Below are 20,380 nucleotides of genomic sequence, written 5' to 3' on the forward strand. Positions count from 1 at the left end.
GGGGGTGCGAGAGCGCCCGACCATCTCCGCTGTGGGAGTCCGGCCCCGCGATGGCGAAAGCTGAACCCTCTTGTCGGGGTGTCCGAACGGGGTTAAGTTTGACGGACGTCGACAATGCTGTCTGGAGGCTCCCACATGGGACATTCGCTGCACTTCACCGTCGACGGCCAGGAGCACACTCTGGTCGTGGATTCTAGAACCACTCTTCTCGATGCGCTGCGGGACCGGTTGGGGGTGATGTCCGCGAAGAAGGGCTGCGACCACGGCCAGTGCGGGGCCTGCACCGTCCTCGTCGACGGCCGTCGGCTCAACTCCTGCCTGGCGCTCGCGCTCACCCACGACGACGCCGAGGTCACGACGGCCGACGGTCTGGCCCCCGAGGGTGAGCTCTCCACTCTGCATCGGGCGTTCCTCGCCCACGACGCGTTCCAGTGCGGGTACTACACACCGGGCCAGGTCTGCTCGGCCGCCGGCATGCTGGCCGAAGCCGCCGACGATGCACCGAGTGCGGTCACCGATGACCTCGAGGGACCGGTCGAGCTGTCCGAGGAGGAGATCCGCGAGCGGATGAGCGGCAACCTCTGCCGCTGCGGAGCCTATGTCAACATCGTCGCGGCCGTGAGCCGAGCCGCAGAGGAGTCACGATGAACCCCTTCGACTACGAACGCGCCGCCGATGCCGCCGGAGCCGTCACGACTGTCACCGATCGTCCCGACGCGGTGTTCCTGGCGGGAGGCACGAACCTCGTCGATCATCTCAAACTCGGAGTCGCAGAACCGGACCTCGTCGTCGACATCAACCGCCTCGAACTCACAGAGGTCGAGGCACTCGACGACGGAGGCCTGCGAATCGGTGCGATGGTGCGCAACAGCGACGCCGCCGCCGACCCGCGCATCCGACGCGACTACCCGATGCTCTCGCGTGCCCTGCTCTCCGGTGCCTCCGGTCAGCTGCGCAACGCGGCCACGATGGGCGGGAACCTGCTGCAGCGCACCCGGTGCGTGTACTTCCAGGACACGACGACCCCCTGCAACAAACGCGAACCCGGATCCGGCTGCTCGGCCATCGGCGGCTACACCCGCTACCACGCGATCCTCGGTGCCTCAGCGGACTGCGTGGCCACCCACCCCTCCGACATGGCCGTCGCTCTGACCGCACTCGATGCCACGGTCGTCGTCCTCGGTGCGACCGGTGAACGCCGGATCCCGGTCACCGAGCTCCATCGGCTGCCCGGGGATCGCCCCGAGCAGGACACGGTCCTCGAACACGGCGAGCTCATCACCGCCCTCGAGCTCCCTCCCCCGCGCCCCGGGGCCTCGACATATCGGAAGATCCGCGACCGCGCCTCCTACGCCTTCGCTCTCGTCTCCGTCGCGGCCCGAGTCGACGTCGACACGGCAGGGCCCGCACCGGTCATCCGTGAGGCCGCGATCGCCCTCGGCGGCGTCGCCCACAAACCCTGGCGGGCCGGCGCCGCCGAGGCGGTGCTGCGCGGCGCGGAACCGAACCAGGAGACGTTCCTGGCAGCAGCCGACGCCGAGCTCGAGGCGGCCGAACCCCTCGCCGGCAACCGCTTCAAGGTCCAGATGACTCGCGGCGCCATCAGCACCGTGCTCGCCGAGCTCACCGCAGCCGCGGCGACGACGGCGGAATCGACCACGGAGGACACTCATGAGTGACCTGCTCACGACCACGGCCGTCGGCACCCATCAGGTCCGCCTCGACGGCCCCGACAAGGTCCGCGGCCTCGCCCCCTACGCCTATGAGCACCCTCTCGACGATCCGCTCTACCTCTTCCCCCTGCAGGCGCAGATCGCCCGCGGGCGGGCAGCGCACATCGACCTCTCGGCAGCCGAAGCTGCGGAGGGAGTGGTGCATGTGCTCACCCACGACAACGCCCCCGAGCTGGCGAACACGGATGACGGTGAGCTCGCGATCCTGCGCTCTGCTGAGATCGGCTTCCGCGGCCAGTACCTCGGTGCCGTCATCGCCACCACCACCGAGCGGGCCCGCCACGCGGCGGGCCTCGTCGAGATCACCTATGTGCAGGACGATCACGACGTCGAGCTGCGAGAGGATCATCCTGATTCGCGTGAACCGGAGTCGGGCAGCGGAGATGTGCGCGCCGGTGACGTCGACGCGGCCCTCGCCGAGGCGGCCGTGAGCATCGATGCGCGCTACAGCACTCCCATGGAGCACAACAATCCCATGGAACCGCACACCACCGTCGCCCGCTGGGACGGAGACGCGCTGACCCTGTGGACCTCGACGCAGGGGGTGCACCCCGCGCGTGCGACATTGGCGCCGATCCTCGGGGTGGAGCAGGAGAAGATCCGCATCATCTCCCCGCACGTCGGCGGGGGCTTCGGCTCCAAGGGCGTCCCCCACGCGGATATGATGCTTGCTGTTCTCGCCGCGCAGGCGGTGCCGGGCCGGCCGGTGAAATACGCCGTGACCCGGCAGCAGATGTTCTCGATCACCGGCTATCGGGCTCCGACTCTGCAGCACATCCGTTTGGGTGCTCGAGCCGACGGCACGCTCACGGCCTTCGCCTATGATGCGGTCTCCATGTCCTCGCAGACCAAGGAGTTCCCCGAGGAGGCGACGAAGCCGGGCCGCATGATGTACGCAGGTGACAACCGCCGCCTCACCCAGCGGGTGGTTCCGCTCGACGTGCCGGTGCCGTCGTGGATGCGTGCGCCCGGTGAGGCGCCGGGCATGGTCGGACTCGAGATCGCCATGGACGAACTCGCCGTGGCCGCCGGGCTCGACCCCATCGAGCTGCGGGTGCGCAATGAGCCGACCACCGACCCGGACACCGGGCTGCCATTCAACCAGCGCCGCCTCATCGACTGCCTGCGGAAAGGTGCGGACCGCTTCGGTTGGGAGAAGCGGAATCCGCAGCCGCGCACTCGCTGGGAGAACGGGTGGCTCATCGGCATGGGGGTGGCCTCGTCGACTTATCCGGCCGGCCGGCAGCCGGGCTCCGTTGCGCGGATCCGCCGCACGCCCGAGGGCTTCGAGGTCTCGATCGGTGCCGCCGACCTGGGCACCGGGACGTGGACTGCTCTGTCTCAGGCTGCCGCGGACGCCCTCGGCGTCCCCTTCGGGCGCGTGGAGCTGCGAATCGGCGACACCGCGCTGCCGAATGCGACCGTGGCCGGCGGATCCACGGGTCTGGCGAGTTGGAGTACCGCAATCGTCGCCGCAGCGCAGGCGCTCCGTTCCGAGCACGGAGCCGATCCCGCCGTCGGCGCAGAGGCCCACGGTCAGGCCGAGGCCAATCCCGCGGCGGAGAAGTTCGCGCTGCACTCCTTCGGCGCCCATTTCGCTGAGGTCCGCATCCAGCCGACCACCGGTGAGATCCGGCTGAGGCGCATGTTCGGCATGTTCTCCGCCGGGCGGATCGTCAACCCGAGCACCGCACGCTCACAGTTCATCGGCGGCATGACCATGGGCGTGGGAATGGCACTGCATGAGAAGGGCGAACTCGACCCCCGCTTCGGTCACGTCGTCAACCACGACTTCGCGGAGTATCACGTGCCCGTCAACGCCGACATCACCGACATCGAGGCAGATTGGCTCGACGAGGAGGACCCGCACGCCGGTCCCCTCGGCGCCCGCGGCATCGGTGAGATCGGCATCGTCGGTGCCGCAGCGGCGATCGCGAACGCCGCCTTCAACGCCACCGGGGTGCGAGTGCGCGATCTTCCGGTCTTCGGCGACGCGTTCCTGCCGACGTGAGCGGCGGGGCCGACACGACACGTCCGAGTCAGTCTTTCGCGGGCCGACGCCCGAGAGGTCTCGTTCTCGCCGCCGGTGCGGGGCGACGCCTCGGCCGAGGGCCGAAGGCACTGCTGCCGTGCGATGACGGCCTCACCCTGATCGAGTCGGTCGTCCTCGCCCTGCTCGAAGGTGGCTGCCAGGATGTCACAGTCGTCACCGGAGCCCGCGGCGAGGAGGTCGCGAGTGCGCTTGCCGGGCGTGACCGTGTGTCCATCGCCTTCAATCCTGACTGGCCTTCGGGAATGCGGACCTCGCTGCGCCGGGGTCTGCAGGCGATCGGGCCGGGACCGGATGTCATGGTCACGCCCGTGGACCGTCCAGGCATCTGTGCTGCCGAAGTCGCCCGTCTCATCGCTGCCCACAGTCCCGGTAGGATCACCGCTGCGGGCCACCGAGACTCGAAGGGGCAGCTTCGGCGCGGTCACCCCGTGCTCTTCGACGCGAGTTGGACGGGCCAGGCGGCGGCTGCCGCACACGGCGACATCGGTGCCCGTGGTCTGCTCGACGCACACAGATCCGTCGTCGACCTCATCGACTGCTCCGATCTCGATGACGGTGCCGATGTCGATGTGCCGGCGGATCTGCACCGGCTGCGGGCTGACGTCAGGCATCGCCGCTGAGCGGAACGACCCGTCGACGGCCCCCGCGGACGGCGAGGATCTCCGCGAGAATCGACACAGCCACCTCGGCGGGGGTGAATGTCTCCAGATCGAGACCGATCGGCGAATGCAGCCGCGCCAGCGCCGGGCTCTCCACTCCTGCTTCACGCAGGGCCGCGCGGCGGTGGCGGTCGCTGCGGCGCGAACCCATCGCCCCGACATAGGCCACGTCGAGGTCGAGCGCGGCGGTCAGGGTGGGGATGTCGACCTTCGGATCGTGGCTGAGGACGCAGATCATGCTCCGGTCGTCGAGCTCACCGGTGGCGGCTGCCTCGACGAGGAATCGGTGCGGCCAGGCCCGGACCACCTCGGCGCCGGGATACGATGCCGGGTCGGCGAAGGCCGGACGGGGGTCGCACACAGTGATGCGCAGTCCCAAGGGTCTGGCCGCCTCGACGAGGGCGAGACCGAAGGCGTTGGCTCCGACGACGAGCAGATGGGCCGGGGTGATGCGGGTCTCGACGAACAGCTCGATCGGCTCGCGGCCGCCCTCCGGCGGAGCAAGCCGGACCCTGCCGGTGCGACCGCTGCGGATGAAGGCCCCGACGCGCTGGACGGCGGTCTCGACCACGGCGTCGGGCACCAGAGGCTCGAGGCTGACGGCCAACGAGTCGGTGCTCTGCCCGGTGCTCCCGTCCACAGCGGCGGCGGAGACAGCTGCCGCTGGGGCCCAGGCGTCGTCGGAGGGCAGCCTCAGCACCATGGCAGCCGGCTCGCTGTCCGAGCGCAGGACGGGACAGCCCGAGCGGAAGGGCTGGATGAGCACGTCGATGCGGCCACCGCACATGAGCCCGACGGCAAAGGCATCCTCATCGCTGTAGCCGAAACCCTGCACCGAGGCGTCTCCGGTGGCGAGCGCGTCCCGGCACGCCTCAAACACGGCTGCTTCGACGCACCCTCCGGTGAGGGAGCCGAAGATTCCGTCGGCGGCGTCGACGAGCATCGAGGTTCCCGCCGGGCGCGGAACCGACCCTTCGGTCGCGATGATCGTCGCGACGGCGACATCCTGCGGCTCCTGCGAGTCGAAGAGCCGGGTGGCAGCGGCGGAGAGAACGTCGAGCATTCGCGTCACAGCCAGGGTCGCATCGGCACAAGAGCGCGTTCGGCGAGTTTGGTCAGCCGGTGGCGGTTGAGCCAGTCCGAACCGAGTTCGACACAGTGCGTGGAGTCGCTGTCGAAGACCTTCTCCATCTCGGTGGCGAATGCACGGTCGATGACTTCGACATTCGTCTCGTAGTTGAAGGTCAACGACAGCCGGTCGATGTTCGCCGTGCCCACCGTCGACCATTCTCCGTCGACGGTGGCGACCTTCGAATGGATCATGCTCGCGGTGTAGAGCAGCACCGTGACCTTCGAGTTGATCATCTGCTCGAAGAATCCGCGGGAGAGCCAATCACCGAGGATGTGGTTCGACTCCTGCGGAACCATGACCCGCACGTCCACGCCGCGCTCCGCCGCCTCGACGAGAGAGTGCAGCAGCTGCTGGTCGGGAATGAAATAGGGCGTCGTCAGCCAGATCCGCTTCCGCGCACGGGCGAAGGCGTTGAGATACATGCTGCGAATGGGATAGACGAGGTGGATCGGGAGATTCGCCGAGACCCGCAGCTTCGATTCCCAGGCGGCGGGCGGAACCCAGGCGATCTGCTCGCCGGTGTCGTGGAATTCGTTCCACACTTCCGCGATGGTCTGTCGCAGGCCCCAGGTTCCGGGACCGACCGATCGCAGGTGGGTGTCGCGCCAGTGCCGGGCGTAGAGAGAGCCGATGTTGAACCCACCGACGAAGGCCACATCGTCATCGATGACGAGGATCTTCGAATGGTTGAATCCAGAGTGGCGCAACGGGCCCCGCCAGAACCTCCGCGCGACCGTCGGCAGGCGCAGCACACGGATCTGCTCGGAGAGCTGCCGGTAGAAGGAGATGGGCACCGACAGGTTGGCGAAGCCGTCGTAGATGAGATGGATCTCCACACCGCGGGCCGCAGCGGCGTTGAACGCGTCGATGAATCGCTGCCCCACCTCGTCGTTCTTCCAGATGAACGTCTCCATGAGGATCGACTCGCGTGCGGAGCCGATCGCATCGAGCATGTCCTCGTAGAGAGTGGCGCCATCGGTGTAGATGTCGAGTTCTGACTCTTCGACCGTCGAACTGAACGTGCCCGGTCGCGGCGCGGGTCGCGACTTCCGCCCTCGTTTCTGGATGAGGTCGACAGCCATCGAGGCGGCGACGGTCGCCGGCACTGCACTGGCGAGGCCGGCGACCGCCCAGGGCACGATTCGCCGCAGACGGTCGACCTGGCGGAGAGCAGGATTTCTCAGAGGAGACATTCGCTCACTCTATCCCTCCCGACCCGCCCGCTTCCCTCAGCTGACATCCGTCAGACTCCGTCAGGTGAAGATGCTCACGCCCCCGGGTCCGACGAGGCAGCCGAGGACGATGAGCACAACGCCCCAGAGAATCTGCTTCCTGAAGAGGGCAGCGATACCGGAGACCACGAGCAGCGCTGCGATGATCCAGAGAATGACAGCCATGATTGCTCCTTCATTCGGTCGTTGCGAGGACGGCGAACAGACGACCGGTTCGCTGTCGAATCGCCAATCTAACACCGCTTCGCTGACCCGGCAGGACGGCGGCGGTGCCTCATCAGATGGAACCGGGAACGGCAGTCCCGGACAGCGAATTCGATGGAAGAGCGTGCGGGACACCCCCGTACACTGTTGCCGTAGCTGAACTGTTCTGACCGGACTTCGAGGCGAGGAGCCAGCCATGCCCCATAACCGCTCATTGGAGGGATACCTCCGGCGGCCGGAATTCGCCACCGACCTCCTGCAGATCGCCAAGGGCGTGATCGCCGCAACCGGAGCTTGGTGGGTCTCCGACGCCGTGCTTGACAGTCAGATGCCGTTCCTTGCTCCGTGGACGGCGCTGCTGACGGTCCACGCCACCGTCTACAGATCGTTCTCGCGAGGGGTGCAGACGACGATTGCGTCGACGATCGGCGTGGGCGTGTCCTTCCTCATCGGCAACTACCTCGGGGTCGGTCTCTGGACTTTCGCTCTGGCGATGTTCGTCGGTCTGGCCGGTGCCCGCCTGTCCTGGATCCGTGACGAAGGAGTGGCGATCGCGACGACGGCGATCTTCATCCTCGGCTCCGGATTCGATTCTCAGCAGCCTCTGCTCGTCGACCGCCTCGTCGAACTCGCCCTCGGAGTGGCCGTCGGCCTTGTGGTCAATCTCCTCATGGTCCCGCCTCTGCGTGATCGGCAGGCGGCTCGCTACATCGACAGCGTCAACCGGCAGATGGGCGAAGTGCTCACAGACATGTCGGATCAGTTCTCCCGCTCCTGGGGCTCGGATGCCGCCCAGGAGTGGTTCGAGCGGACGGAGGCCATGAGCCGAGAACTCGACTCGGCGTGGCAGACCGTGCGGTTCGCCCGTGAGAGCCGCCGCATCAATCCCCGCACAGCGATCCGTGCCAGGAGACTGCGACGCCGAGGAGACACAGCCGACTCCGCGGAGAAGGAAAGCTACGAGAGCATCCTGTTCAGAGCCGACGAAGGCATCTCCCACCTGCGGAATCTCGCCCGCACTCTTCGTGAGGCCTCCTCATCCGAAAGAGAATGGAACACCTGGTTCCGCGACGAGTGGGCGTCGATCGTCGCCGATGCCGGACGGTCCATCGCCGATCCCGATGCCGACGTCGAACCGATCTTCGACCGTCTCCAGCAGCTGTCGACCGACATCTCCCGGGATCGGTCGCTTCCGGAGACCACGTGGCCGATCTACGGCTCACTCATCACCAGCCTGCGCCATATCGTCGTCATCGTCGACGACGTCGCCTCGGCACGCAGCGCCCGAGAGTCCAGTTGACTTTCGGAGCCAGTGGCTCCGAGCACGTCGGCCGCAGGCCCGGCCATGGGGGCTAGCCAGTGCTCGAAACCTGCGTTTCAATGGGTGAATGAGAGCTATCTGGACCGGATCCATCGCCTTCGGCCTCGTGAATGTGCCCGTGAAGCTGTACTCGGCCACGGAGAACCACGACGTGCGAATGCACCAGGTCCATGCGAAGGACGGCGGACGGATCCGCAACCAGCACCGCTGCGAGAAATGCGGACAGACCGTCGAGTACGACGACATCGACAAGGCCTACGACGACGGCGAGCACCGGGTCGTTCTCACGGGTGAGGACTTCGAGGCACTTCCCGCAGAGGACAACGACGACATCGACGTCCTCCAGTTCGTGCCCAGCGACGAGATCGACCCCATCATGCTCGAGAAAGCCTACTTCCTCGAGCCGACGTCGAAGACGCCGAAGGCCTACCTCCTGCTGCGTCAGACTCTCGAGGACACCGAGCGGACCGCGATCGTCAGGCTCACTCTGCGCACCCGGACGCGTCTGGCCGTGCTCCGGGTGTGCGGCAAGGTCCTCATGATCCAGACCCTGCGCTGGGCCGATGAGATCCGCGACGTCGACTTCAAGGGAGTGAACTCGAAGGCGAAGATCTCGGACAAGGAACTCGAGATGTCGGAGAAGCTCGTCGAGTCCTACTCCGAGGACTTCACCCCCGAAGAGTTCAGCGACGACTACCAGGTCGAACTGCGCAGACTCATCGACGCGAAGATCGAATCCGGCGAGAGCCTCGACGTCGAGAAGACCTTCGACGAGGAAGAGTCCGAGGAGGACACCGGAGGCGATGTCATCGACCTCATGGAGGCGCTGCGGAAGTCCGTGGACAGTTCTCGGTCATCGAAGCAGGGAACGTCGGGCAAGAAGGCGAATGCGAAGAAGACCTCGGCGAAGAAATCGGGACCGAAGAAATCGTCCGCTGCGAAGAAACGCACCGGGTGAGGGCCACCGCACTCAACTGACCGAAACCTCGAACCGACCACGAAGGAGCTGTTCCACCATGCCGAAGACGACGAAGACAGGAAAGCCGAAGGAGAGCGAGCTGCCCTCGACGCTGGAGAAGTCGAGCAAGAAGGCGCAGCGGACCTTCGCCAAGGCCTACGACTCGGCCATCGACCAGTACGGAGACGAGAAGCGCGCTCACCAGGTCGCCTACGACGCGCTCAAACACAGCTATGAGAAGGTCGGCGACAAATGGGAGGAGAAGGACTCCTCCGGACCGTCGGATGCGCAGAGCGCCGGCGGCAAGAACACCGACCGCACGACCGCCGGCGGAGTCGACGCTGAAGCCTCGAAGGAGCACCTCTACGAGCAGGCGAAGCGACTGAAGATCTCGGGACGATCGTCGATGACGAAGCAGGAGCTCGTCGACGCACTCGAGAAGGAGAGCAAGCGGAAGACCAAGCAGAATTCCTGATGGTCGGCTGACGCGGCGAAAACGAAGCGGCACGCAGAGATCTACCGGCAGCCGAAAGCCGGGACTACCGTGAGGACCTCCGGCTCACTGTCCCGACAGACGCACAATCAGAGATCGGAGCACTATGACAGACACAGTGACGGCGAATCCGTGTTCTGTTGCTCGCACTGCGCACGCGAGGCAGGAATCACGGAGGCCACCGACGACAAAGGAGGAAGCCGATGAGCGACCAGCTGACCTTCCAGGACCCCGTCCGACGATTCCCCGAGATCTCACCGCCGAAGCAGGATCAGCCCGAACCGGGTCTCGACGCCGAGCTCATTCCCGGCACGGACCGCGGTGAGGACAGCTACACCGGCACCGGCAGGCTCCGCGGCCGCAGGGCACTGATCACCGGCTCGGACTCCGGCATCGGGTCCGCGGTCGCGATCGCCTTCGCCCGTGAGGGAGCCGATGTCGCTCTGTCCTATCTGCCCGCCGAGGAGGAGGACGCTCAGCACGTGTGCGAGGTCATCCGCCAGGCCGGTCGCAAGGCCGTGCCGCTGCCGGGCGACCTGTCCGACCCCGACTACTGCCGCGAGGTGGTCCGCCGGGCGGCCGCGGAGCTGGGCGGACTCGATGCGGTGGTCAACAATGCCGGCCGACAGATCGCCGTCGAAGACATCGCCGACCTCACGGACGAACAGTGGGAGGACACGTTCCGGACGAACATCCACGCGATGTTCCGGGTCTCCCAGGCCGCGCTCGAACATCTCGAGCCCGGGTCGACGATCGTCAACAGCACCTCCGTGCAGGCATATTCGCCGTCCGCCCACCTCATCGACTATGCATCGACGAAAGCGGCGATCAACAACTTCACGAAGGGGCTGGCCACTCAGCTGGCTCCGAAGGGCATCCGGGTGAATTCCGTGGCACCGGGGCCGATCTGGACCCCGCTGCAGGTCTCGGACGGACAGCCGAAGGACGCCCTGCCGCACTTCGGGAAGAACACTCCGCTGGGTCGGGCCGGTCAGCCGACGGAGCTGGCTCCCGCGTACGTCTTCCTGACCTCATCGGAATCGAGCTACGTCATCGGTGAGACCCTCAACGTCAACGGCGGACAGCCCACCCCCTGACCGTCGGCTCCAGGTGCGGTCGTCGAAGCGAGGGACCGAAAGCGAGAGGAGCGCCGTGTCAAGTGCTATGCCCTGTCCTGTCCCGGCCGGTCCCTCGCGTTGTCGGCCAGTACGCCCTGCGGACGGTCGGCTTCGGTCATGGCGGAGAGGAACCGCAGCACGGTCTCGCGCTCCTGGCTGTCCAGGGCAGCGATCGCCTCGAAGCGCCGCGCGTGCTGGCGGCCGACCGCCTCATGCGCGGCCTGGGCTGTCGCCTCAGTCACCTCGATGCTGGTGGTGCGCCTGTCGTGGGGATGCGGAATCCGAACCAGGTGCCCACCGGCGACGAGGCGATCGATGAGCTTCGTCGTCGAGGCGCTGGAGATGCCGACGGCCGCAGCAATGTCCTTGGGGGTCACGACGAGCCCCTGCCGCTGCGCGCGGATGAGCAGGCGGATGGTGCGCATATCGCTGTCGTTGAGCTGCATGTAGCGTCGCGACGCCTCGGCGAGGACGCGTTCGGCCTCATGCCACTGCCGCAGCGCCTCCATGAGTGCGGTGCACTCCGCGATCTCGGATGCGGACAGGGCCGAGCGATCGGAGAACTCCGATTCATTCGAGAAGTAGGTCAGCCCAGCTGCCTTCGGGTCTGCGGACGGCACGCTGACAGCATACCGCTGACGTGTTAGATTGAACTCTCGCCTGGCTAAAGAAATTGGAGAGCGTCCTGACCGTCGAATCCCGCCTCGTCGAAGTCCTCGCCGCTGCTCGGCGACGCTCTCGAGTCCGAACTCAGCAGTACGAGCAGCTCTGGGCAGCGCTGTCGAGGATGGCGTTGGGCGGAAAGTTGATCAGGCCCCGCCTGCTCATCGATGCCCACGAGGGCCTGGGAGGCACGGCAGCGCAGGCCGCGATCGACGCCGCCGGCGCGATGCAGCTGCTCCACATCGGCCTGATCATCCACGATGATGTCATCGACAACGACACCGTGCGCCGAGGAGAGATGAACATCACCGGACAGTTCTCCTCCGAGGCCATGCTCCTCGGAGCCACGAGCGCCGCGGCGCAGACGTGGGGGATCGCCTCGTCCCTGCTCGCCGGTGACCTCATGCTCAGCGAAGCCCAGTCCCTCCTGGCGCGCCTCGACCTCGACACCCGCCGCCGACGCGCCGTGCTCGACATCTACGATGAGACGATCGCTGAGAGCGTCGCCGGAGAGCAGTCCGATGTGTGGCTGAGCCTCCACCTCGACGAGGCCGACTCCGGTGACGTGCTCACGATGATCGGACGCAAGACCGCCGCCTACTCATTCGAAGCCCCGCTGTCCATCGCCGCGGTCCTCGCCGGAAGCAACGACTGCCTGGTTGAGCGGCTGCGCGCCATCGGCCGCCGAATCGGCACCGTCTACCAGCTCAGAGACGATGTCCTCGGACTCTTCGGCGATGAGCAGGAGACCGGCAAATCCGTGCTCAGCGACCTCCGCGAAGGCAAGGAGACTCTGCTCGTCAACACGGCCAGGGCCCATCCAGCCTGGTCCGAGGTCGCCCATCTCTTCGGCGACCGGGCACTTGACGCCCAGGGCGGCCTCCGGCTGCGGCAGGTCATCGAGGAGTCCGGGGCGAGGGCGTTCGTCGAATCGATGATCGCCGAGCACTGCGAAACCATCGCCGGGCTCATCGCCGAGGCGGAACTGCCGCAGGCGCTCACGAGCAGACTCGCCGACCTCACCTCCGCCAGCAGTCTGAGGTGCGCATGAGCGGGGCCGATCGGCACCGTCCGAGCCGACGGGCGATGCCCTTCGACGAGCCGGCCGGTCCCCCGGTCGAGCAGGTGCCCCTCGAACACGGTCCCGACCTCTGGCGCATTCGCTCCTTCGACGCCGCCCGCCAGGTGCTGCGGGCCCGACACCTCACCACTCAGGCCGGATTCACTGCGGAGCGGATCCCCCGCGGCGTCTTCCGCCGCCACCCGATCCTCATCTCCGACGGGCAGTCCCATGACTCACAGCGCCGAGAGCTCGCCCGCTTCTTCGCCCCCGCCGTCGTCGCCGACAGGTACGGCCAGCGCATCGATGCTCTCGCCCAGGACACGGTCGACCGGGTTGCCGCGGCCGGCCGGTGCCGCCTCGACGAGGTGGCTCTGCACTTCTCCGTCGCCGTGACCTCCGAAGTCGTGGGACTGACCGAATCCTCCATCGCGGGCATGTCGCGGCGGCTCGAGGGATTCTTCACCCAGCCGCCGGTCGACCTCGCCGCCCCCGGTTGGGGTCGGACCCGGAGGCAATGGCTGCAGGCTGCGGTCAACGGCCTCATCCCGATCGCTCGGTTCTACCTCGCCGACGTCCGTCCGGCCCTTCGCGCTCGGCGCCGCAGGCAGCGCGATGACGTCCTGTCCCATCTCATCGGGGCCGGACACAGCACGTCGGACATCCTCGTCGAGTGCGTCACCTACGGCACGGCCGGGATGGTCACCACCCGCGAATTCATCACCATGGCGTGCTGGCATCTGCTCTCAGACGGCGAGCTCGCAGCAGAGTACCTCGCGGCCGACCGGCCGCGGCGGCTGGAGATCCTCGAAGAGATCATCCGTCTCGAACCGGTCGTCGGCCACCTCTACCGACGTGCGCAGGCCGACATCGACGTCACGGCACCGGATCGCACTGTGACGATCCCCGCCGGGGACCTCATCGACGTCTGCGTCCGCGCGACGAACACCGATGAAGAGGCGGTGGGGTCCGACCCTCAGTCTCTGTGCCCCGTGCGGCACACCGCCGAAGCCGTCCCCGCCGTCGGCATGAGCTTCAGCGACGGGGCACACAAGTGCCCGGGGCAATCGCTGGCGCTGTTCGAGACCGATGCACTCGTCCACCGCCTCCTCGACCGCGGCCCGCGCCTGACCGCCGAACCGGAGATCGGTTGGGACAGCGTCATCTCGGGCTACCGGCTGCGTGGACTCCAATTGGCCTTCGACGAGGGCTCCGGCCCGGGGAGGAGACAGTCGTGAGCGCCTTCGAGTATCTGCTCCTCATGGGTGCCTGCGTCCTCATCACCCTGCCCCTCGAGCTGTTCTTCCGGGCGCGGGTGTACCGCCGGTGGAGAACCGTGCTGTGGGCGCTCGTGCCCGTCATCGTCATCTTCTGCCTCTGGGATGTCGTCGCCATCGCCCGTGACCATTGGGTCTACAACCCGCGATTCGTCACCGGCATCCACCTCGGCAACCTGCCGCTCGAGGAGCTCGTGTTCTTCATCGTCATCCCCCTGTGCGCCCTGCTCAGCTATGAGGCGGTCGGCACCGTGCTCACCGCTGTGCGCAGGCGCGTCAGGCGGGGAAGCCTGCCGCGCACAGACAGTTCGCCTCGGCCCGCAAGCCAGTCCCGGCCACACGAGCGCACTGACCGGCGGCCCGAATCCGAAGGAGGCGGCGAACGATGAGCGTGCCCGAGTACACGATCATGACCGTCATCGGGATGATCCTCGTCGTCGGCCTCGAGCTGTTCGTCTTCCGCTCAGGCATCTTCGGCCGGGCGAAGTACTGGGCGGCGCTGAGCATCTGCCTGGTCTTCCAGTGCTTCGTCGACGGCTGGCTGACGAAGCTGTCTGACCCCATCGTCATCTACAACCCGCAGGGGCTCAGCGGCATCCGGTTCCCGTGGGACATCCCGATCGAGGACTTCGGCTTCGGCTTCGCCATGATCACTGCCGTCCTCATGCTCTGGCAGTGGCGACTGAACAGGCATGCTGTGGCTTCTGGAGGGGAGAGCACATGAACCGTCGAACCGCGCAATCGCGCCCCCGTGACCGGCACGCGATCCTCACCCCCTCCCACCCGGGCCGTCCGCGTCTGGTCCGGCCCAAGCGGGTGACCGTCGTCGGCGGCGGCATCGCCGGGCTGGCCACCGCCGCGGTCCTCGCCGAGCACGGGGCCGACGTGCACCTGGTCGAGGCCGAGTCCAGCCTCGGCGGACGGGTCCGGGCCTGGAGTCTCGACGGGGAGCGGACGATGAGCCGCGGATTCCACGCCTTCTTCCGCCAGTACTACAACCTCCGCAGCCTGCTCGCACGCGCCGATCCCGGCCTGGACCGTCTGGTCCCGGTCACGGACTATCCGCTCGTGGGCCGGGACGGTCTGCGCGACTCCTTCGCCCGGATTCCGCGGACTCCCCCGCTCAGCCTCGCGGGATTCGTGCTCACCAGCCCGTCCTTCCCGCTGCGTGGTCTGGCCGACGTCGACCTGGCGACGGCGTTCGAACTCATCGACGTCGACTTCCCGGACTCCTATCGCCGCTACGACGGAGAGTCGGCCGAGCAGTTCCTCGACCGGCTGCGGTTCCCGGTCGGGGCGCGGCATCTCGCACTCGAGGTCTTCGCCCGCTCCTTCTTCGCCCACCCTGCGGACTTCTCCGCCGGGGAGCTCGTCGCGATGTTCCACACGTACTTCACGGGTTCGGCCGAAGGGCTGCTCTTCGACGTCCCCGACGACGACTACGACACCGCGCTGTGGTCGCCCCTGAGCAAATACCTCGCCGAGGCGGGGGTGAAGATCGAGACCGACACCGCGGTCACCGCGCTCCGTCCTCCGGATCGCACGGACGGGTGGCGCGTCGAGACGACGAGCGGGACGCTCGAGAGCGATGCACTCGTGCTCGCCGCCGATCCGCGGAGCACGCGGACGCTGCTGGCCGGACTCGAGGATTCGATCGACACCGACACGCTCGGACCCGCGACAGCCGCCGGCTCACCGGCCGCGGGCACGGGTACTCGCAAGCGGTGGCTGAGCAGTGTCACCTCGCAGCGGAACGCGCCCCCGTTCGCGGTGCTCAGACTGTGGCTGGAAGACGAAGTTAATCCGAGCCGCCCGGCCTTCCTCGGCACGACCGGCTACGCTCTGCTCGACAACATCTCGGTCCTCGAACGCTTCGAGGCCGGGGCCGAGAGATGGCGGCGCGCACACGGCGGCTCCGTCGTCGAACTCCACGCCTATGCGCTCGGCACCGCGCATCGGGGCAGCGCGCGAGCGATGTTCGAGTCCGAAGACATCGACCGGAAAGCCGTGACACGCCAACTGCTGGCCGACCTCCACGAGGTCTACCCCGAGACGGCCGACAGTCCCATCATCGCCCAGGAGCTGCTCATCGCCGACGACTGCGCGCTGGCCGACACGCGGGCGTACAACGACCGCCCCGGCGTGGCCACCGCGTTTCCCGGACTCGTGCTCGCCGGTGACGCCGTCGCCTGCGAGGCGCCCGTGGCGCTCATGGAACGGGCGGCGACGACGGGGTTCATGGCCGCGAACGAACTGCTCGCCGGTTGGCGGGTGGAGGGAACCGAGATCTGGTCGCCGCCTCGGCGCGGTCTGCTCCGTCGGGGGCTCCTCGGCGCACTGCGCAGGAGTGGGGCAACGAGACTCAGGCGAGGAGCAGGCACCGGGCGCTGACTGCCGGCCCGAAGCCCCTCACTGTGCGGGGATCGGCAGCGGTCCCGGGCCGAAGTCTCTGCGGAGGCGTTTGAGGACGAGCTCGGCGCTGATGAGGCACATCGGCACGCCGACCCCGGGCGCCGTCGTGGCACCGGCGTAGAACAGCCCGTCGACTGCCTTCGAAGAGTTCTGTCGTCGGAACATCGCGCTCTGTCGCAGTGTGTGCGCAGGTCCGAGCATCCCGCCGAGCCAGGAGTTGAATCCTTCGGCGAAGTCCGTCGGGCCCTGGGTTCTGCGCACTCTGATCCGCCGGCGCAGGTCGGGGATGTCGGCCCACCGGGCGATCTGGTCGATCGCACGGTCGGCGGCCGCCTCGATCCGCGGGTCCCCGCCGCCGTCGTCGCCCCCGGCTCCGAGCCCCGCATCGGCGGGGACGGGGATGAGGAGGAAGAGGTTCTCGTGCCCGGGCGGCGCGACGGTGGGGTCGGTGGCACTGGGTCGGCAGGCATAGACCGATGCCGGTGAGGCGATCTTCTGCGTCGACCCGAAGATCGCGTCGAAGTTCGCCTCCCAGTCCTCGGTGAAGAACAGCGAATGATGCGGCAGCGCCTCGAGCTCGCCCTCGATGCCGAGGAAGACGAGCACCGCGCCGGGACCGCTCGTCACCGATGTCCACGAGGGTTCCGGGAAGCTCTGGTCCACGGGGTCGAGCAGCTGCGTCTCCGTGTGGTGGAGGTCGGCGGCGGAGACGACGACATCGGCGGAATGCCTGTGTGCGTGTCCAGCCTCGTCGGTCCAGCGCAGGCCGGTGACCCGGCGTCCGGTTCGGCCGCGGCCAGGTGCTGCCTCGGTGTCGATGTGCGTGACGGCTGTGCCGGTGTGCAGGCGCACCCCGGACCGGTCGGCCAACCGGATGAGGGCGTCGATGATCGTATGGAACCCGCCCATCGGGTAACTGACACCTTGGTCGAGGTCGAGGGTGCTCATGAGGTGGTAGATCGCCGGTGCCCGTCGCGGATCGGTGCCGAGGAAGATCGCGGGGTACTGGAGGATCTGGCGCAGCACCGGATCGTGGAACGAGGCTTCGGCGAAGTCGGTCAGCGACGTTCCCAGCTGCCGGACGAGTTTCGGGAGCGCGCCGAGGATGTCCCGATGGAGCAGGGAGCGTGGTGAGGTGAAGGGGTTGTAGAGGAAGTGGGCGAGCGCGAGTTCCTTCGTGTGCTCGGCCGAGTCGAGGTAGTCGTCGAGGGCGTCTCTCGTGCCGCGTTCGACGTTCTCGAAGGTCTCCAGGACTCGGGACCTGCCGTGCGGGATCGTGAGTGCTCGAGTGTGCCCAGGGGCGCCCGAGATCGCATCGGCCGGACCCGGTGGGCTGAACACGGTGTAGCCGGGATCGAGCGTGCGCAGGTCGAGTTCGGCGTCGGCGCTGGTGCCGACGAGAGCGAAGAAGTGTTCGAAGACCTCGGGCATGAGATACCAGGAGGGCCCAGTGTCGAATCGGAAGCCCTCACGCTCGAACACGCCGATGCGCCCGCCGAGGCGGGGGTTCTTCTCGAACAGGTCGACCGAGTGCCCTTCGCGGGCGAGGAGGATCGCCGTGGCCAGCCCGGCGGCTCCCCCGCCGATGACACCGGTGCGCGGGCTGCTGCCGGCAGCAGAGCCGAACCGCCTGTTCACTTCCGCCCCTCGCGGGCTGCGGTCATGAGTGCGTGAGCTGTCAGTCGAGCCTTGACGGCGTTCGGAACCCGCACCCGCTGCCGGTAGAGCTCGGCGACGGGGGTCGTGGCGATCCTGTCGGTCAGTGCGGTGAAGAGCGCACAGGCGCAGCGGACCGCGGTGCGTGCGTCCTTCGGCAGTCCGGTGATGGCATCCTGGGCGGCGGCGAGCTGCTGCCGGATCGTGTTCACCCACTCGGCTTTCTCGGCCTCGGTGAGCCGGTGTCCCGGGGTGAGGTAGCTGCGGCCGAGGCGCTGATCGTCGTCGGCCAGGTCGCGCAGGAAGTTGACGTTCTGGAACGCTGCTCCCAGCTGCCGAGCACCGTATTCGAGCCGCGCGACCTCAGCGGGGGTGCGGTCGAGATCGATGAGGAAGACCTTGAGGCACATGAGTCCGACGACCTCGGCGGACCCGAAGACGTACTCGGCATGTTCTTTCGCATCGAAGCCGCGGACCGGCGACGTCTGCCCCTCCTCGGTCCCGAGATCGGAGGCGGTGTCCGCGCGATCGAGATCTGCTCGCATCGAGGCGAAGAAGGGGTCGATGAGCTCGGCGCCGATGTCGGCTGCGCGGGCGGTCCGCGCAAAGGCGTGGATGACGAGGTTGTCGCTGACTCCGCTGCTCAGCGCCGCGTGGGTGGCGGCAACGAACCCGCCCAGCATCTCCTGCTGTTCAGGCTCGGCCAGGCCCGCCTCGGCGGCCAGACCGTCGACGATCTCATCGGCGATGCGGACCAGAGCGTAGATGTTGCGGATATGGTGTCGGTTCCTGGCCCCGAGCAGTCTGACCGCGAGTCCGAAAGAGGTCGAATAGCTCGCGATCACGGCCCTCGTCGCATCCTCGGCGGTGCGCGTGTAGAGGTCATCGGTGGTGGTGCGACTTCGCGACGTCATGTTCGTTAGCTTAGCTAAAGAAAGGCCTGAGGAGCGAATCTCCGCCGTGGGCCGAGACACCCCTGCTTGGCCGCTGCGGTGCGTGGGGTTGAGGATCCCGGAGGTCACTCGAGTCCTCTAGACGAGTCCTGCAGATCTGTAAAGACCCTTCCGCACGCACCCCGCCCTCAATAGCGTCACTGGCAGCACGGGAGTCCCTGGCGGCTCCTCGATCCGATCCGGAGGATGACATCATGACTTCGCCCATCCAACTGGCCCGCACCTATGCGCGCTCCTACGAGGCATCGTCACGCAAGGACAAGGGCACGATCCTCGATACGGTCACTGAGGCCACTGGTTGGACTCGCGATCACGCGCGCCACCAGCTGCGCAGCCAGTTCCACCAGATCAGGGCCGGGGTTTCCCTCGACGCCGTCGTCGATCGCCGCCGCCTCAAACCGAAGAAGTTCTCCCCCCGCGCCCAGCGGGCTCTCGAACTGGTGTGGAAGTCGTCCGGCCGCCCCTGCGGCAAGTACCTCGAGGCGGCGATGTCCGACTGCCTCGACTCCTTGGAGAGACACGGCCACCTCCGTGAGGGACGACACGGCTATTCGCCCTCGGTGCGAAGGGAACTGCTCGATATCTCCGCGGCGACGATCGATCGGTACCTGCGCGGAGCCAAGGCAGACGACCACGAAATCTCGTGGCTGACCGGCACCGGGGCGGGGATGCGTGCTTCGCTCCCCCGGCAGCACATGCGTTCGCTCCTCGAGCCCGAACCCGGCTACTTCCTCGTCGAACTGCTGACGATCACGACCCCGACAGGCAGAGACTGCACCACAGTGACATTCACCGACGTCGAGATCGGTTGGGTGCACACGAGGACCTTCGCCCCCGGCACGCAGATCGTCGACATGCTCGCGCAGATGGTCCGTGCAGTGCCTTTCATCGTCACCGGAGTCCTGTTGCCGTCAACGGCCGCAGACAGGGCCATCGAGACGTGGGCGGGGGACAACCTCATCGAATACCACTGCACGAGCGATCTCCGGCAGGGATCTCGTGTGCCCGATCGAACGTTCAGCGGCCTTGACCTTCCGCTCGGTACGCCGCACGACATCGATGCCGCGATCGCGAGAGTCAACGAGCTGTGGTCGGCCCTGGCCGACCGCCTCAACTACTTCATGCCCGTGAAGAACCCGGTGGGCTGGCGTCTCACTCCCGCCGGAGAGCGGCGACGCGAATACGATCGACCGGACACACCGATCTCCCGACTCATCGCATCCGGCATCCTCTGTCCCGAACAGTCTCGGGAACTGCGTGAGGAGAGTCAGGGCCTCGACATCGCCGGTCTCACTGGACGGATCGACGAGCTGAAGTCGACTCTGCGATGATGAGCGATGGCCGGGCAATTGCGATCGCCCTTCCGCCGAACCGTTCGGTGCTCAGCGTTCCGCTCGTCCGGTCAACGGCTCTGTCGGCACGGCTCATCGGCATGACTCGTGCGAGCAGTCAGAAC

20 protein-coding genes are annotated in these 20,380 nt (G+C 67.3%); 14 read left to right on the forward strand and 6 right to left on the reverse strand.

The features are described 5' to 3' along the window. The first annotated feature begins 135 nt into the window (after positions 1 to 135). Genes HF684_RS14640 through HF684_RS14655 form a run of 4 tightly spaced genes read left to right on the forward strand, consistent with a single transcriptional unit; the run spans position 136 to position 4,406 of the window. On the forward strand, positions 136 to 648 hold the full coding sequence (locus HF684_RS14640) for a 2Fe-2S iron-sulfur cluster-binding protein (RefSeq protein WP_169253060.1): 513 nt from the start codon (positions 136 to 138) through the stop codon (positions 646 to 648). Then, positions 645 to 1,679, forward strand: a complete 1,035-nt coding sequence (locus HF684_RS14645) for a xanthine dehydrogenase family protein subunit M (RefSeq protein WP_169253061.1) — start codon at positions 645 to 647, stop codon at positions 1,677 to 1,679. The genes HF684_RS14640 and HF684_RS14645 overlap by 4 nt, the downstream gene beginning before the upstream one ends. Beyond that, positions 1,672 to 3,744 (forward strand): xanthine dehydrogenase family protein molybdopterin-binding subunit, encoded by a 2,073-nt coding sequence (locus HF684_RS14650; RefSeq protein WP_169253062.1) that lies wholly within the window; start codon positions 1,672 to 1,674, stop codon positions 3,742 to 3,744. Before HF684_RS14645 ends, HF684_RS14650 begins: the two co-directional genes overlap by 8 nt. Then, positions 3,741 to 4,406, forward strand: a complete 666-nt coding sequence (locus HF684_RS14655) for a nucleotidyltransferase family protein (RefSeq protein ID WP_169253063.1) — start codon at positions 3,741 to 3,743, stop codon at positions 4,404 to 4,406. The genes HF684_RS14650 and HF684_RS14655 overlap by 4 nt, the downstream gene beginning before the upstream one ends. Here HF684_RS14655 and HF684_RS14660 read toward each other — a convergent pair. Genes HF684_RS14660 through HF684_RS14670 form a run of 3 tightly spaced genes read right to left on the reverse strand, consistent with a single transcriptional unit; the run spans position 4,390 to position 6,974 of the window. Next, positions 4,390 to 5,508, reverse strand: a complete 1,119-nt coding sequence (locus HF684_RS14660) for an XdhC/CoxI family protein (RefSeq protein WP_169253064.1) — start codon at positions 5,506 to 5,508, stop codon at positions 4,390 to 4,392. The two genes, HF684_RS14655 and HF684_RS14660, sit on opposite strands and share 17 nt — an antisense overlap. Before the next feature lie 5 nt (positions 5,509 to 5,513). Then, the gene (locus tag HF684_RS14665) at positions 5,514 to 6,770 is read right to left on the reverse strand and encodes a phospholipase D-like domain-containing protein (RefSeq protein ID WP_211168006.1); all 1,257 of its coding nucleotides are present in this window, start codon (positions 6,768 to 6,770) and stop codon (positions 5,514 to 5,516) included. 60 nt (positions 6,771 to 6,830) lie between these two features. Beyond that, positions 6,831 to 6,974, reverse strand: coding sequence for a GPGG-motif small membrane protein (locus HF684_RS14670; protein WP_169253065.1), 144 nt, complete (start codon positions 6,972 to 6,974; stop codon positions 6,831 to 6,833). Positions 6,975 to 7,209: 235 nt separating this feature from the next. Between HF684_RS14670 and HF684_RS14675 the strand changes: the two genes are divergently transcribed. The 4 genes from HF684_RS14675 (at position 7,210) to HF684_RS14690 (ending at position 10,882) form a co-directional block, all read left to right on the forward strand. Next, complete coding sequence (locus HF684_RS14675; protein WP_169253066.1) at positions 7,210 to 8,313, forward strand: aromatic acid exporter family protein; 1,104 nt, start codon at positions 7,210 to 7,212, stop codon at positions 8,311 to 8,313. 88 nt (positions 8,314 to 8,401) lie between these two features. After that, entirely contained in the window at positions 8,402 to 9,292 is an 891-nt protein-coding gene (locus tag HF684_RS14680; RefSeq protein WP_169253067.1) for a Ku protein, read from the forward strand. A gap of 58 nt (positions 9,293 to 9,350) precedes the next feature. Then, positions 9,351 to 9,767: a ChaB family protein gene (locus tag HF684_RS14685; protein ID WP_169253068.1), complete on the forward strand. Its 417-nt coding sequence runs from the start codon at positions 9,351 to 9,353 to the stop codon at positions 9,765 to 9,767. A 221-nt stretch (positions 9,768 to 9,988) separates the two neighbouring features. Continuing rightward, on the forward strand, positions 9,989 to 10,882 hold the full coding sequence (locus HF684_RS14690; RefSeq protein ID WP_169253069.1) for an SDR family oxidoreductase: 894 nt from the start codon (positions 9,989 to 9,991) through the stop codon (positions 10,880 to 10,882). A 65-nt stretch (positions 10,883 to 10,947) separates the two neighbouring features. Here HF684_RS14690 and HF684_RS14695 read toward each other — a convergent pair whose 3' ends face one another. Then, positions 10,948 to 11,523, reverse strand: coding sequence for a MarR family transcriptional regulator (locus HF684_RS14695; protein ID WP_169253070.1), 576 nt, complete (start codon positions 11,521 to 11,523; stop codon positions 10,948 to 10,950). A 53-nt stretch (positions 11,524 to 11,576) separates the two neighbouring features. On the opposite strand from HF684_RS14695, the gene HF684_RS14700 reads away from it, so the two are divergent. The 5 genes from HF684_RS14700 to HF684_RS14720 are packed head-to-tail and all read left to right on the forward strand — an operon-like array spanning position 11,577 to position 16,294. After that, positions 11,577 to 12,617 (forward strand): polyprenyl synthetase family protein, encoded by a 1,041-nt coding sequence (locus HF684_RS14700; RefSeq protein WP_169253071.1) that lies wholly within the window; start codon positions 11,577 to 11,579, stop codon positions 12,615 to 12,617. Beyond that, positions 12,614 to 13,864: a cytochrome P450 gene (locus HF684_RS14705; protein WP_248278966.1), complete on the forward strand. Its 1,251-nt coding sequence runs from the start codon at positions 12,614 to 12,616 to the stop codon at positions 13,862 to 13,864. Before HF684_RS14700 ends, HF684_RS14705 begins: the two co-directional genes overlap by 4 nt. Further along, positions 13,861 to 14,292 carry a lycopene cyclase domain-containing protein gene (locus tag HF684_RS14710; RefSeq protein ID WP_169253072.1) on the forward strand — a complete coding sequence of 144 codons (432 nt, stop codon included), beginning with the start codon at positions 13,861 to 13,863 and terminating at the stop codon, positions 14,290 to 14,292. Before HF684_RS14705 ends, HF684_RS14710 begins: the two co-directional genes overlap by 4 nt. Further along, a complete protein-coding gene (locus HF684_RS14715; RefSeq protein ID WP_101555732.1) occupies positions 14,289 to 14,627 on the forward strand; it encodes a lycopene cyclase domain-containing protein in 339 nt (112 codons plus the stop codon). The genes HF684_RS14710 and HF684_RS14715 overlap by 4 nt, the downstream gene beginning before the upstream one ends. Further along, complete coding sequence (locus tag HF684_RS14720) at positions 14,624 to 16,294, forward strand: FAD-dependent oxidoreductase (protein WP_169253073.1); 1,671 nt, start codon at positions 14,624 to 14,626, stop codon at positions 16,292 to 16,294. The genes HF684_RS14715 and HF684_RS14720 overlap by 4 nt, the downstream gene beginning before the upstream one ends. A gap of 18 nt (positions 16,295 to 16,312) precedes the next feature. On the opposite strand, the gene crtI is transcribed toward HF684_RS14720, so the two are convergent. Both crtI and HF684_RS14730 read right to left on the reverse strand, forming a co-directional pair. Continuing rightward, a complete protein-coding gene (gene crtI / locus HF684_RS14725) occupies positions 16,313 to 17,953 on the reverse strand; it encodes a phytoene desaturase family protein (protein WP_169253074.1) in 1,641 nt (546 codons plus the stop codon). After that, positions 17,950 to 18,885 (reverse strand): squalene/phytoene synthase family protein, encoded by a 936-nt coding sequence (locus HF684_RS14730; RefSeq protein WP_169253075.1) that lies wholly within the window; start codon positions 18,883 to 18,885, stop codon positions 17,950 to 17,952. Before HF684_RS14730 ends, crtI begins: the two co-directional genes overlap by 4 nt. Before the next feature lie 233 nt (positions 18,886 to 19,118). Between HF684_RS14730 and HF684_RS14735 the strand changes: the two genes are divergently transcribed. Continuing rightward, positions 19,119 to 20,255 carry a hypothetical protein gene (locus HF684_RS14735; RefSeq protein ID WP_169253076.1) on the forward strand — a complete coding sequence of 379 codons (1,137 nt, stop codon included), beginning with the start codon at positions 19,119 to 19,121 and terminating at the stop codon, positions 20,253 to 20,255. Positions 20,256 to 20,380 lie beyond the last annotated feature (125 nt).

The organism is Brevibacterium sp. 'Marine' (assembly GCF_012844365.1).
GTDB lineage: Bacteria > Actinomycetota > Actinomycetes > Actinomycetales > Brevibacteriaceae > Brevibacterium.

What these genes read in the sequence shown, in the direction of transcription:
- HF684_RS14715 (WP_101555732.1), top strand. Translation starts at nt 14,289, where the DNA reads ATGAGCGTGCCCGAGTACACGATCATGACCGTCATCGGGATGATCCTC.
- HF684_RS14675 (WP_169253066.1), top strand. Translation starts at nt 7,210, where the DNA reads ATGCCCCATAACCGCTCATTGGAGGGATACCTCCGGCGGCCGGAATTC.
- HF684_RS14730 (WP_169253075.1), bottom strand. Translation starts at nt 18,885, where the DNA reads ATGACGTCGCGAAGTCGCACCACCACCGATGACCTCTACACGCGCACC.
- HF684_RS14640 (WP_169253060.1), top strand. Translation starts at nt 136, where the DNA reads ATGGGACATTCGCTGCACTTCACCGTCGACGGCCAGGAGCACACTCTG.
- HF684_RS14660 (WP_169253064.1), bottom strand. Translation starts at nt 5,508, where the DNA reads ATGCTCGACGTTCTCTCCGCCGCTGCCACCCGGCTCTTCGACTCGCAG.
- HF684_RS14685 (WP_169253068.1), top strand. Translation starts at nt 9,351, where the DNA reads ATGCCGAAGACGACGAAGACAGGAAAGCCGAAGGAGAGCGAGCTGCCC.
- HF684_RS14665 (WP_211168006.1), bottom strand. Translation starts at nt 6,770, where the DNA reads ATGTCTCCTCTGAGAAATCCTGCTCTCCGCCAGGTCGACCGTCTGCGG.
- HF684_RS14735 (WP_169253076.1), top strand. Translation starts at nt 19,119, where the DNA reads ATGACTTCGCCCATCCAACTGGCCCGCACCTATGCGCGCTCCTACGAG.
- HF684_RS14645 (WP_169253061.1), top strand. Translation starts at nt 645, where the DNA reads ATGAACCCCTTCGACTACGAACGCGCCGCCGATGCCGCCGGAGCCGTC.
- HF684_RS14650 (WP_169253062.1), top strand. Translation starts at nt 1,672, where the DNA reads ATGAGTGACCTGCTCACGACCACGGCCGTCGGCACCCATCAGGTCCGC.
- HF684_RS14680 (WP_169253067.1), top strand. Translation starts at nt 8,402, where the DNA reads ATGAGAGCTATCTGGACCGGATCCATCGCCTTCGGCCTCGTGAATGTG.
- HF684_RS14720 (WP_169253073.1), top strand. Translation starts at nt 14,624, where the DNA reads ATGAACCGTCGAACCGCGCAATCGCGCCCCCGTGACCGGCACGCGATC.
- HF684_RS14705 (WP_248278966.1), top strand. Translation starts at nt 12,614, where the DNA reads ATGAGCGGGGCCGATCGGCACCGTCCGAGCCGACGGGCGATGCCCTTC.
- HF684_RS14690 (WP_169253069.1), top strand. Translation starts at nt 9,989, where the DNA reads ATGAGCGACCAGCTGACCTTCCAGGACCCCGTCCGACGATTCCCCGAG.
- HF684_RS14670 (WP_169253065.1), bottom strand. Translation starts at nt 6,974, where the DNA reads ATGGCTGTCATTCTCTGGATCATCGCAGCGCTGCTCGTGGTCTCCGGT.